Below are 13,500 nucleotides of genomic sequence, written 5' to 3'. Positions count from 1 at the left end.
CTGAGGCGTGGCCGGGCCGGATGGCCTGACCACGCCTCAGCGCTTCGGGTGCCGCTGAATCAGCTCACCGCACCGGGGTTCCAGCGCTGGCCGGGGCTGGCGTTGCAGTCCCAGAGCTGGATCTGGGTGCCGTCGGTGGTGTTGCCGTTGTTGATGTCCAGGCAGCGCCCGGAGGCCGGATTATAGAAGGTCTTGTCGGACCGGTACTGGAAGACCTGGTTCGCCCCGCCGTTGCAGTCCCACAGCTGGATCAGGGTGCCGTTGGCCGTCCCGGCAGCGGCGGCATCGAGGCACTTGCCCCGGATCCGAAGGGTGTCGTCGCCCACCCGGCTGAACTGTTCGGCAGTGGTCGGGTTGCAGGTCCACTCCTGGACCTTGGTGCCGTTGGCGCTGCTGGCGGTGTTGTCGTCCAGGCACTTGTTGGCGGCGACGTCACTGGTGACCGGTGCCGGCGCCGAGTAGAGCGAGTCGACCTGGTCGGTGGTCAGCGCGTAGTTGTAGGTGTGCACGTCGGCCACCGCGCCGTTCAGCGGGTTCACCACGGTGGTGTCGTTGTTCCCGAGGCAGGCGCCGATGGTCATCGGCTTGGCCGCCGACCACGGTGCGGGGGTCGTCGCCATACCGGCCTGCTGGCCGTTCACGTAGAGCTGCAGCGTGTGGGTGTCCGCGTTGAAAGTGGCCGCCAGGTGGGTCCAGGTGCCGCTGTAGGCGGTCTGCGGGGCACCCGTCGCGTTCTGCCAGTTGCCCGCCCAGCCGTCCTGCGAGCTGGTGTTGGCCGTCCATGACTGGGTGGACTGCTGGTACTGCAGGCTGAACGAGGGGGCGTTGACGCCGTCCTGGCAGACCACGGACTGGTCGCCACCGGTGCCGCCGTTCAGCTTGGCCCACGCGGTCACGGTGTAGCTCTTGCCGGTGTCCAGCACCAGGCCGTTGGAGGAGTAGACCGGCCCGGTCGCGGTGCCGTTGGTCATGGCGGCGGCGTTCGCGGCGCCCTTGCGGTCGGTGGTCCAGACGAGGTTGTTCTGGGCGTGCAGCGGGTTGGTTCCGTTGCTGTCCTGACCGCCACTGGCCTGGCTGAGCGACCAGCTGTCGGGGCTGGTGCCGGCCGCGGTGCTGGTGAAGGTGGTCGGCCCCGAGGTCCACGAGACGCCCGGGCCGCTGGTGGTCTGCCCGGACCACATCGCCACGTCGTTGTTGGCGTTGGCGACCCAGAGGAACATCCGGCCGGTGTTGCCGGTCGGGTCGGCGTCCGAGCCGATCGTCGGCCACCAGGTGGCGGTCACCCCGCCGCCCACCGACGTGTTGACGGCGATGCCGGTCAGGGTGTTGACGCTGTAGGTGGTGCCGAAGTCATCGCTGTAGGTGTAGGTGCCGGTGTTGAAGGTGAGGCCACGGATGTCGCCGCTGGCCCGGTTGCGGGCGAAGATGCCGGGGTGGCCGGTGTTGGCCCAGTCGCCGGTGGAGATCAGGTCGTAGCCGAACCAGCCGCTCGCGGAGAGGTTGACCGGGTTGCCGAGCTGATAGTTGGCGGTGGGGTAGTACCAGAGCGCCGCGTCACCACCGGTGGTCGATTCGATGGTCACCAGGCCGGTGCTGTTGGCGAACTTCGCACCGGTGTCCAGGCCCGGCCGCAGCGGGTCGCCGAGCGCGGCGATTGCCTGGGTGGTCGACCAGTCGGCCTGGTAGGAGGCGCAGTTGGTGGTACTGCTCTGGCAAGCCGGCTTGGCCACGGTCTCGTGCTTGTCCAGGACGCCGTTGCCACCGGTGTTGCCCGGGTTGTCGTAGATGTAGAGCGACTTGTCGCCGGGCTTGTGGACGAAGAGGTCGTCCACGTTCTTGCCGCCCACCAGGGAACCGCGGTGGGTCAGCTGGTAGCCGGTGAACCCGGTGTTCTCCTGGTACGGGGCCACCGACGCCTTGGCGATCACCGGGTTGCGGCCGGCGGGCACTGGGGTGCTGGCGCCCGAGAGGCCGGCGGCGGGGATGGTGATGGCCCGGAGGTTGCCGTTGTCGTCCGGCAGCACGATGTCGGGCAGCCCGTCACCCGTGACGTCGCCGAAGACGGCCGGCGGCCCGGCGGGGTTCCACGGCACGTAGAAGGCGTACTGGGCGGGCGGGGAGACGTTGCCCACGTTGTCCATGACCTGCGAGTAGACGATGTTGGTGCCCCAGTGGTTCGGGTGCACCGGGAATCCCTTGGACGGGTCGGGTATGTTCGGGCCGCACTGCCACTGGTCGTCGGACGCGTTCACGTCCCAGCCCCAGCGGACGCAGGCGATCCCGGAGCTCAGTCCGTTCGGGGCCGGGTCGGTCGCGGTGAACGGCACGTAGCCGTCCTGGTTGACGAAGGCATGCGGGGCCTGCCCGTTGCCGGAGGGAGGGAAGACGCCGGCCTGCAGTTGCGCCTCGCTGATCACGCTGTCGGCGTTCGGCTGGCTGAGCACCGGCGGCGTGGCGTCGACCTTGAAGCCGCAGGACGGGGTGGACGGGCCGAAGCCGGTCACGCCGTCGGAGGCCATCAGGCTGAAGCCGTAGCTGTGGCCGTCCTGCAGTGTGCCGGCCGGGATCGGGATGGTGGCCGTGCCCCAGTTGTTGGTCCAGCCGGACCAGCCGTTGAAGATGTCGGGGTAGCCGTTCTGGGAGTAGTCCCACAGGTGTCCCCAGACCCTGGTCTGGTTCTGCAACGGACTGGCCGTCACAGCGCTGAGGAAGTTCCCGGAGAGGTCGGCGCCCGCGCCGAGCCAGGAGAAGGAGCCCCAGCCCTGGTTGCAGCTCTGCTGGTTGCCGGTGGCCGGGTAGACGCTGTGCGGCCCGTTGGGACCGATCGCCGGGTTGCCCGGTTGCAGCGGCACCTGGTCGAAGTCGACGGTCAGGCTGGGGGAGTGGTCGAAGTACTTGAGTGCGTAGGCGTTGCCCTCGTCGCCCTGCAGCATGAACGGAAGCGTGGCCCAGTTGTTCTGCGCGGCCTGCTGCATCGTGCTGGTCACGGTCCAGCTGACCGGTACGGTGGCCGAGCAGCCGCTGCGGCCGGCGCCCTGCACGGGCTGCTGCTGCAGGTAGGTGTAGCCGGGCTGGTTGTTCCAGGTGACGGCGTTGGTGATCGGACCGTTCGCCCGGTAGAGGTTGACCGGGTACTTGGTGCAGCTGAAGTCGGCGCTCGCCGTCTCGTTGGTGGTCAACGTGGCGTTGTTGATCACCATGTTGCTGTTCCAGCCGCGCGTGTCGAACTCGTAGATCGTGCGCTCTTTGTCGGCCGGGTTGCAGTTGGTGCCGGTGGGGTAGCTGCCGCAGACGCCCACGCCGAGCAGGTGGCTGTCGTTGAAGAAGTTGTTGCCGGCGTAGGCGCTGCGGACCCAGGTGTAGTCGGCGAGCCCCGAGAGGCCGTGGATCCAGTCGGGGTCGATGTAGACCGGGTAGTTGACGCCCGAACCGGTCAGCAGGTCGTGGTCCGGGGTGAGGTCGACGCCCGAGGCGTCGGCGTGCACCTGGAGCTTGGCGTCCTTCGCGCCCAGCCCCGGGTGGTCGGCGCTGCTGAGCAGGGCCGGGTCGGGCTGGCCGGGGTCGGACGCGGGCGCGGATGGAGCCGCGGACGCAGGCGCGTCCGAGCTGATCGCCGCGGCGGCGCGCAGAGCCCGGGGAGCGCTGGCGGTCGGGGGCAGCGCGCTGCTGGAGTCCCACATGGTGGGGGTCGGTGCGGTGAAGACCGTTTTGTTGTCCCCGTCCACGGCGGTCAGGCCGCCGGTGCCGTCGTCCTGGACAGTGACGCCCGTGCCGGTGGTCGGCCAGTGCAGCTTGCTCAGCGCCGGATTGGCCGCCGCCTGGGCGTTCTTGACGATCAGGACGGTGGAGAAGCCGCCCGCCTTGCTGACCGTCACCCGCAGGTCGGTGCCCGGCAGGACCTCGGGGTAGAGCGCGCTCGCGCCGTCCAGTACGGGCTTGGGCAGCGGGAAGGGCGCGCCCACCGCGAGCTGCTTGCCGTCCTCGCTGGTCAGGGTGGCCAGCGGGCCGCTTCCGCCGCCGGAGAGCGACACTTGGTGGGCGGCGACCTCGGGTGTCAGGGCGCCGGACGGGCCGGCGGCCAGGGTCGGGTCCAGGGCGGCCCACCCGTTGCCCTGCTTCACGCGCTGCTGGTCGCCGTGCATCACCTCGCGCAGGTGGCCCTGCGGGGTGGCGACGGTCTCGCTGAACTCGGTGGTCAGCGAGGGGATCGGCACGTCGACGCCCTTGGCCTTGGCCTGGGCGATCGGGCCGTCACCGGCGTCGGGCGGCAACTCCTTGGAGCGGATCGCGGCGGCAGCGGCGATCTCGCTGTCCGAGGGGGGCTGTGGGGAGGAGCCGGACGGAGCGGCTGCGAAGGAGGTCGGAACCGCCAGGGCCGCGCTGAGCGTGAAGGCCGCGAGAGCGGACAGCGCTCCGGAAACGGCGCGCCCGCGCCGTCTGGGACTGGAAGGCATGAAGAAGTTCCCTCGTGTGGGACGGCTCGGCGCGTCGCGCGCACGGATCATTCGCACCCTGGCGGTTGGTGTGCGACTCGGTCAAGTGAATATGACTCTCCGTAGTCGCGATGTGCCCCAATTCTCCACAGGGTGGATGATCTGTGATCACAGTGACGTTGGTCACCACGACGAACTCCGCTTTTCTCATTGACTCCTGACGATGCGGCACCTGTACAGTGCGCTCCGTTTGTGGACGGCTGTTCGTCTGTTCGTGGCGCGTTTGACCGTGCATCAGTGGGGGTCGCGGTGTTCTCTTCACGTCTCTATGTCCGGCGTGCTCGCGAAGTGGTCCGCAGACTGCGGCTCCGCGTCGCCGTGGTGTGCGTGCTCGCGGTGCTGACTACGCTGGTCTCACCGGTGACGTTCGCGCTGGCCGCGGGCAAGCCCGACTACTCGCGAAAGTGGTCGCCGCCCAACACCGCGCTGCCGAGGACGGCCGGCGTGCACGGCGCGGGCGCCAAGCCGCTGCCGGCGCCCAAGCCCGCCTTCCCGGTCGCCCCTGAGTGGCACCCGAACCAGGCGAAGAACCCCGCGCCGCAGTCCTCGGCCCAGCTCACCCTGGCGCCGGCCCCCTCGGCCGACTCCACCGGTGCCCGGCCGAACGCCGCCGCCGAGAACGGTGCTCAGCCGGCTGCCGGCGTGGAGGCCACGGCTGCCGGTCTGCCGGTCTCGGTAGCCCCACTCGCCGCACCGGCCGGTGATCCGGCCGCCGCGGCCGCCGCCGAGCCGCTGAAGGTTGCCGTCACTCCGGCGAAGACAGCCGGCGTCGCGGGGCCCGTCATCTCGCTGACCCGCCAGCAGGCCGGGCAGGCCCGCCCGGTGCAGGTCAGCTTGGACCCGGCCGCAGCCGGCTACGGCGGCGACTGGGCCGCCCGCGCCACCCTGGTCGAGCTGCCCGCCTGCGCCCTGACCACCCCGCAGGCTCCGGGCTGCGGCCAGCAGACCCCGGTGCCCTCGCACTACGACGCCACCGCCGGCCGCCTGGTCGCGGACGTGACGCTGCCGCAGCAGGACGCGACCGCCGCGCCGACCCCGACGACCCGGACCGGCGCGGTGCAGAGCGCGTTGACCCAGGCGGCCACCAGTGCCGCGCAACCGATGGTGCTCGCGGCCGTGAGCGGCTCCACCAGCGGCCTGGGTTCCTACTCCGCGACCAGCCTCAACCCGTCCCAGGGCTGGTCGTCCGGCGGCTCCGCGGGCTCGTTCAGCTACTCGTACCCGATCTCCACGCCGCCCTCGCTCGGTGGCTCCGCCCCCGGCGTCGCGCTCTCCTACGACTCCTCCTCGGTGGACGGCAAGACCTCCTCCACCAACGCGCAGGCTTCCTGGATCGGTGACGGCTGGGACTACAACCCCGGCTTCGTCGAGCGCACCTACAAGTCCTGCCAGGACGACGGCATCCAGGGCTCCGGCGACCTCTGCTGGGGCGGCGCCAACCTCACCATGTCGCTGGCCGGCCACTCCGGCGAGCTGGTGCCGGACGACGGCAGCTGCCAGTCCGGCGCGCCCGGGAGCCAGGAGCAGTCCAACTGCAGCTGGCACCTGAAGGACGACGACGCCACCAGGATCCAGTTCCTCACCGGCGCCACCAACGGCACCTTCAACGGCTCGTACCTGAAGGTCACCACCACCGACGGCACGGTCTACTACTTCGGCCTCAACCACCTGCCCGGCACCGACGGCAACCCGACCACCACCGGCCCGGCCTCCGGCTCCGCCTGGACCGAGCCGGTCTTCTCACCGAACCCGGGCGACCCCTGCTACGACGCGGCGAAGACCAAGGCGTCCTGGTGCCAGACCGCTTGGCGCTGGAACCTGGACTACGTCGTCGACCCGCACGACAACCTGGTCAGCTACAGCTACACGCCGGAGGCCAACACCTACTCGCTCGGCAGGGGCCAGAGCGGCAACGGCACCGGCACGGCGGTCAGTTACACCCGGGCCGGCGTGCTCTCCACCATCTCCTACGGCCAACTGCTGACCGACCAGCTCAGCAACAACGGCAGCTACCTGCCGGCCGCCCAGGTGGTCTTCAACTCCGGTGAGCGGTGCACCGTCTCGCCCAGCGGCTGCGATCCCTCGCAGTGGACCGTCAGCCCCGGCAACTGGCCGGACGTGCCGCTCGACCAGTACTGCCCGGCTACCGGCACCTGCAACAACGCCGGCCCCAGCTTCTTCACCACCAAGTGGCTCAACTCCATCACCACCCAGGTGAAGGTGGGTGGCCAGCTGCAGCCGGTGGACAGCTACGTGCTGAACCACACCTTCGTCCAGTCCAACAACTCCACCGAGAACACCGCCGTCCCGTGGCTGGCCTCGGTGCAGCGCACCGGCCAGGACGCGGGCGCCGGCGGCAACGCCATCACCCTGCCGCCGGTCGGCTTCGTCAGCGAACTGCTCGGCAACCGGGTCTACGACGCAAGCATCACCCCGGCCCGTCCGACCTACAACCGTCCCCGGATCCAGGGCATCACCACCGAGACCGGCGGCAACATCCAGGTTGACTACGGCACCCCGCGCTGCGCCGCGAGCGACACCCAGAACCTCCAACCGGACCAGGACACGCTCTCCTGCTACAACGTCAAGTGGCACCCGGCCGGACAGTCGCAGGGCGCGCAGCCGGTCAACGACTGGTTCCTGCGCTACCCGGTGAAGAGCGTCACCGTCAACCCGGGCACACCGGGCTCGCTCTCCCAGCAGACCAGCTACAGCTACGGCAATGCCGCCTGGCACCGCAACGACTCGCCGTCCACGAAGGACATGGACCGCACCTGGGACCAGTTCCGCGGGTACGCCACCGTCACCGCGGTCAGCGGCGCCGGCACCGACGACGGTCCGCAGTCGCAGAACAGCACCAGCTACTACCAGGGAATGAACGGGGACATCCTGTCGAACGGCAGCGCCCGCTCGGCCTCGGTGGCCGGCCCGACCAGCGGCGCGGTGACCGACGCCGACTGGCTCTCCGGCAAGCCGCTGGAGGTGGACACCTACCCGCAGGCGACCACCGATCCGAACGCCCAGCCCAACAGCGCGACGGTGACCACCACGGCCGGCGCGGTCACCACCGCCACCCACAACCGCGGCAGCCTGCCCGCCCTGGTCGCCCGGTACGGCGCGACCACGGGCGTCGCCGCGACCAAGGAGCGCACCACCACCGGCTGGCGTACCAGCAGCACCACCGTCACCACCGACCCGGCGCACGGCAACCGGATGCTGACCGAGCTCGACTCGGCCGACGGCACCCCCGACATCTGCACCCGGACCAGCTACGCGACCGGTCCCAACCCGGTGGTCGTCGGCCTGCCGTCGGAGACCGTCAAGGTCAGCGGCGCCAACGCCTGCACCGCCACCCCGACCGCCGCCAACACCACCGGCTGGACCCGGATCGTCTACGACGGCCTGCCGCTGGGCCAGCTCGGCGCCAAACAGGAGGCCGGCTCCAGCCTGCAGCTGGACCACTTCGACGGTTCCGGCACCCCGCAGTTCACCGTCACCCGCAACACCGGCTACGACGTCTACGGCCGCACCGTCTCCGTCACCGACCCGAACGCGACGGACAGCGCGCACCCGAACGGCGCGGTGATCACCACCTCCTACGGCACCGCCGGCCCCGGTGAGCTGCCGAACAAGACGGTCACCACCACCCCGGCCCCGGCCGGCGCGTCGGACGCGGCCACCGGCCGCTCGACCACCACGGTGCTGGACGTCCAGCGCAGCCTGCCGCTGACCACCACCGACCCCAACGGGCGGGTGATCAGCCAGAGCTACGACCAGCTCGGGCGCCTGGTCGCGGTCTGGGCGCCGGGCCGCACCACCGGCCAGCCGGCCAACGAGACCTACAGCTACTCGATCCCCGGCGTGGTCAACGGCACTGTCGTGCCGCCCTCGGAGACCACCTCGACGCTGCTCGCGGACGGCCAGAACCACCGGGTCTCGGTCCAGATCCTGGACGGCTTGGCCCGCACCGTGCAGCAGCAGGACACCCCGGCCACCTCGGCCTACCAGGCCGGCCGGTTGATCACCGACACCCGGTACGACTCGCAGGGCCGGGCGTTCATCTCGAACGCGACCTGGTACAACGGCGACAGCGCCCCGACCGGCACGTACTACAACTCACCTACCAACCAGATCCCCAACCAGACCATCACCACCTACGACGGCCAGGGCCGGGCAGTCCAGTCGCAGACGATCGCGTACGGCGTGGTGCAGGTGAGCAGCACCACCTCCTACCCCGGTGCCGACCGCACCGACGTCAACCCGCCGGCGGGCACCACCGCGACCACGACGGTCACCGACGCCCGTGGTCGCACCACCCAGCTGTGGCAGTACAGGACCGCCACGGCCACCGGCAACGCCACCGACGCCGACGTCACCTCGTACGCCTACACCGCCGACGGCAAGCCGGCCACCCGCACCGACGCGGCCGGCAACGCCTGGAGCTACGGCTACGACCTGAAGGGCCACCAGGTCACGGCGCTCGACCCGGACACCGGTAGCAGCAGCCAGAGCTACGACCAGGACGGGCGACTCGCCACCAGCACCGACGCCCGCAGCCAGAGCGTCTCCTACAGCTACGACCTGCTCGGCCGCCAGACCGGCTCCTTCAGCGGCACCGCCACCACCGACCCGAGCAAGCAGCTGACCGCGCACACCTACGACACCGTGCTGCCCGGCCAGCCGGCCAGCTCCACCCGGTACGTCGGTGGCACCTCCGGCTCGGCCTACACCACCGCGGTGGCCACCTACGACGTGGGCTACCGGCCGACCAAGACCACCATCACGATCCCCGGCAGCGAGATCGGCAAGAGCACCCCGTTCACCTACACCTACCAGGCGATCTACGACCCGATCACCGGTGCGCTGTCCAAGGACAACCGCTCGGCGGTCGGTGACATCGCGAGCGAGACACTCGGCTACAACCACGACCTCTTCGGCTTGCTGGACCAGATTGCCGGCTACAACGGCGCGGTCTACGACGTCTCCTCGGACTACGACGCCTACGGCCGGTCGATTCGCTCCACCGTCAACCCGTGGGGCACCCAGATCATCTCCACCACGACCTACGACGAGTCCACCGGCCGCACCCTGCAGCGCTTCGTCGACAAGCAGACCGCGACCACCGGCTCGGTCCAGCAGACCACCTATACCTACAACCAGTCCGGCAAGATCACCGCGGTCCGCGACATCCCGAACAACGTCCCGGCCAACACCGACCTGCAGTGCTTCGGCTACGACTACCTGGGCCGGCTCACCACCGCCTGGTCGGACACCGGGAAGCTCACCCAGCTCACCAACGGCACCAACCTGGTCGGCGGCCTCGGCAACTGCGCCAACTCCACGCCCACCAGCGGCGCGAGCGCGCCCTCGCTGACCACCGTCGGCGGCCCCGCCGCGTACTGGCAGAGCTACGGCTACGACCTCACGGGCAACCGCAAGTCGCTCATCAAGCACGACACCGGCGGCAACACCGCCAACGACGTGACGGTCAACCAGACCTTCGGTACCGCCCGCAACACCCCGACCAGCGCGCCCAACACCGGTGGCGGCACCGGCGGCCCGCACGGCCTGCTCACCGCCACCACCACGGCGCCCGGCTCCACCGGCGTGGCCACCTCGCAGTACGACGCGGCGGGCAACACCACCGCGGTGACCGACACCTCGGGCACCACCTCACTCAACTGGAACGTCGAGAACCGCCTCGACTCGATCACCCCTAGCGGCGCCGGCACCACCTCCTACGTCTACGACGCCGACGGTAACCAGCTGGTGCGGCACGACCCGGGCAAGACCACCATCACCCTGGGCAGCGACGAGCTGGTCTACGACACCACGGCGCAGACCACCTCGGGCGTGCGCTCCTACGCGATCCCCAACGGCATCACCCTGGTCCGCCAGGGCGGCACCTCCACCTACCAGTTCGCCGACCCGCACGGCACCAACACACTCTCCATCGATGCCACCTCGTTGGTCGAGTCGCGGCGCCCAGTGGACCCGTTCGGCGCTCCGCGTGGCTCGCAGCCGAGCACCTGGTCCGGTGACAAGGGCTTCGTCGGCGGTACGCAGGACCTGTCGACAGGGCTGACCAACCTCGGCGCCCGTGAGTATCAGCCGACATCGGGCCGTTTCCTCAATGTCGACTCACTTCTCGACAGCGCCGACCCCCAGCAGTGGAACGGCTACGCCTACGCGAGCAACAGTCCGGTCAACCAGAGTGACCCCTCGGGGCTGATGTCCAACTCCCGCCCCGACGTGGGCGGTCAAGTCAGCCGCGCCGAACTCGATGCCTCTTTGCCGGACCCGACGACGACCGAGGGATTCACCGAGATCTACCCGGGCGTGGTGGTCCCGAACAACACGAAGAACCTTTCTTCGCTGCGTCAGCATTTCTATGCGGACGTCGAGAGGGACAATGGCGGCCGGATCGACGGCTACGACGACTCCGTCACTGGCGTTCCGCCCACTCAGTCCAAGGAGTCCTGGGAAGTCATGAACCAGGGAATCCTTGCAAGCACGTTGCAGTCGGCGATCGGCGAGGCCGACAGCAACGAGGGCTCCAGTGCATTGCAGAGCATCATCGGCGGCCTTGCCGTGATGGACTTCAAGCACGGTGGAGGGAAGGGAGGCAAGGGGCTCGCTGCAACGAAGATCGGGAAGGCGATCGAAAACTCGGCGGTAGGCCGCATCTGGAAGGCCATCAAGGGCGCGGCCGAAGATGCTTGCGAGACCAACAGCTTCCCCGCCGAGACGGAAATCGCTCTGGCAGACGGCAAGACCGAGCAGATTGGCAGCGCAAAGGTCGGGGATGGCGTTCAGGCCACAGACCCAGTCTCGGGCACGACGCGTCCCGAGAAGATCACCGCGGTCATCAAGACCCTCACCGACACGGACTTCACCGACCTAGTCATTCACACGGACCATGGCGATCAGAGCCTGACGTCGACCCAGCACCACCCCTACTGGGACGACACCACCAAACAGTGGACCAACGCCGCAGATCTTCACGCCGGAGACCACCTCACAACCCTCAACGGTCAGTCAGCGTCCGTGGCCAACGTGCGCAACTACACGAGCCGCATCGTCACCTACAACCTGACCGTGGACAGCCTTCACACGTACTATGTACTGGCCGGTACTACGCCGGTTCTTGTGCATAACACTGGACCGGGCTGTGGGCTGCTTGAGGGTGAGCGGGATTACGACGTGTATCATCCAGAGACTGGAAATAGGATCACTGATATTGATCACGTCGGCGGGGGCGTGCTCTGGGAAGAGAAGAGTGCACTGTATGGCGATGACGGCTGGATTTCGAAGCAGATTGACGGGAAGCTGAAGAAGTATATCGAGGCTCGCCAGTACATGCCTGGATATGAAAATGCTCCCATCGGTTTCCGGCTGACTAATCCCTCAATCGATCCTCGCTTCCGATCTGCGCTTGAATCACACATCGACAATCTGAGGCAGGCGAATCCTGGCGTGGATATCAGGCTGGAGTTTGCTCAATGAGCTATTATTTCGAGGTTGCCGGCGAGACCGTGTGGGATCCCTCTCTCCGCATCGGAAAGTGGTACCTGGCCTTCGCGGAGAGTGCGTCAGAGCTGGTCCAGCGCCCGACTGGCTTGACGCCGTCGGATGATGATACGTGCGCCGTAGACGTCCAGGCATTTCGACAGTTCGTTGAGGGCTTGCTCGACTGCTACGGCTCGACGCGGCACCCAGTTCAGCATGGCCTAATGCGAGGCGTGCTACTCGCATCTCTCGTAATATTGGGGCGAGCGGGGGTTGCGATTGCTCCGAAATCCGAGAGGGAAGCATCCCTTCTGGGCGAAGTGGAAAGTTTCGCACGCTCGATGTAGGCAATAATCGGCCTATCACTCGATGTGATCGAGTGATAGGCCGATGGCTGGCGCGTAATATGAGTCGATAGAGGAATTGCTAGGTCGTTTTCTGATGATTCTGACAAGCGACTTGCCAGCCCTTGCTCGCCAAGCCTCTTGAGTTGAGGTGAAATAGTGAAATCCCCCGTCGGAATAGGTTCCGGCGGGGGATTTCGCCGTCTTGACGGCAGTAGTTGACGGCAACGTCAGCGGACGGGTGCTGCACAAAGCGGCGGTTCGTCGCCGTCGTCGGGCCGGGTGGCCGGGGCGCGGAGGGCGTTGCCGAGGAGGTCGATGGCGTCGCGCTGGAGGCGGAGCCGGACGTGGGCGTAGACGGTGGCGGTGACGCCGATGTGGGCGTGGCCGAGGAGTTCCTTGATGACGACGAGCTCGACGCCTTGTTCCAGGAGGAGCGTGGCCGCCGAATGCCGGAGGTCGTGGAAGCGGATGCGGCGGAGCGTGGCCCGGCGGAGCAGGGTGTTGAAATGCCGGGTGAGGGTGGCCCCCTCGATCGGGGAGCCGTCCGGCCGGGTGAAGACGTAGCCGCTGCCTTTCCAGCCCGAACCTGCTGCTTCGCGCTCCTGGCGCTGCCGGTCGCGGTGCTGTCCGAGTGAGCGCACGCACGGCGTCGGCAGGGCGATCCGCCGTTCGGAGCTCTGGGTCTTGGTTGGGAGGGCGGTCAGGCCGCCGGAGTTGGTGCGCTGGAGGGTGCGGCGGATGCTGGCGGTTCCGCCGGCCAGGTCGAGGTCTTCCCAGCGCAGGCCGAGGAGTTCGCCCTTGCGGAGCCCGGTGCGCAGGGCGAGTTCGAACAGTGCGTGCAGCCGGTGGCCGTGGGTGGCAGAGAGGAACGCGCGGGCTTCCTGGGCGGTGAGGGGTTCGAAGCGGCGGGGGCGGGGTGTGCCCATGCGGACGTTGCGGGCGACGTTGCGCGGGATCTCCTCCTCCCGGACGGCGTGCTCCAAAGCGGACTTGAGCACGGAGTGCACGTAGGCCAGCGTCAGCGGGGACAGCCGCTTGGAGCAGCACGTTCCGATGGCGCAGCACTGCGGCTGGTCGCGGGCGGTGCCAAGGGTGCGAGGTATCCGGCGGCAGCGAGCTTTGCCAGCCTGGCAGTCAGCCGCGCCCGGCGT

At 68.6% G+C, this 13,500-nt stretch carries 3 protein-coding genes and 1 pseudogene; 2 read left to right on the top strand and 2 right to left on the bottom strand.

Annotated elements, in window-relative coordinates:
• Nucleotides 1-59: 59 nt before the first annotated feature.
• Nucleotides 60-4,454, bottom strand: coding sequence for a ricin-type beta-trefoil lectin domain protein (locus tag ABD323_RS16625; RefSeq protein ID WP_344442381.1), 4,395 nt, complete (start codon nucleotides 4,452-4,454; stop codon nucleotides 60-62).
• Nucleotides 4,455-4,781: 327 nt separating this feature from the next.
• On the opposite strand from ABD323_RS16625, the gene ABD323_RS16620 reads away from it, so the two are divergent.
• Together ABD323_RS16620 and ABD323_RS46025 are read left to right on the top strand one after the other, a co-directional pair.
• A complete protein-coding gene (locus tag ABD323_RS16620) occupies nucleotides 4,782-11,999 on the top strand; it encodes an RHS repeat-associated core domain-containing protein (protein WP_344442380.1) in 7,218 nt (2,405 codons plus the stop codon).
• A complete protein-coding gene (locus ABD323_RS46025) occupies nucleotides 11,996-12,349 on the top strand; it encodes a DUF6086 family protein (protein WP_425556027.1) in 354 nt (117 codons plus the stop codon). The genes ABD323_RS16620 and ABD323_RS46025 overlap by 4 nt, the downstream gene beginning before the upstream one ends.
• Nucleotides 12,350-12,576: 227 nt before the next feature.
• Here the strand turns inward: ABD323_RS46025 and ABD323_RS16615 are convergent.
• Nucleotides 12,577-13,431, bottom strand: a pseudogene (locus tag ABD323_RS16615) (tyrosine-type recombinase/integrase); the annotation flags it as partial.
• Between the last annotated feature and the right edge of the window lie 69 nt (nucleotides 13,432-13,500).

The sequence above is a fragment of the Kitasatospora nipponensis genome (assembly GCF_039528135.1).
In the GTDB taxonomy this organism is placed as follows: domain Bacteria; phylum Actinomycetota; class Actinomycetes; order Streptomycetales; family Streptomycetaceae; genus Kitasatospora; species Kitasatospora nipponensis.
This window is presented reverse-complemented; position numbering and strand designations above follow the sequence as displayed.

Excerpts from the sequence above, each read along its gene's own strand:
- ABD323_RS16625 (WP_344442381.1), bottom strand. The coding sequence starts at position 4,454 with ATGCCTTCCAGTCCCAGACGGCGCGGGCGCGCCGTTTCCGGAGCGCTG.
- ABD323_RS46025 (WP_425556027.1), top strand. The coding sequence starts at position 11,996 with ATGAGCTATTATTTCGAGGTTGCCGGCGAGACCGTGTGGGATCCCTCT.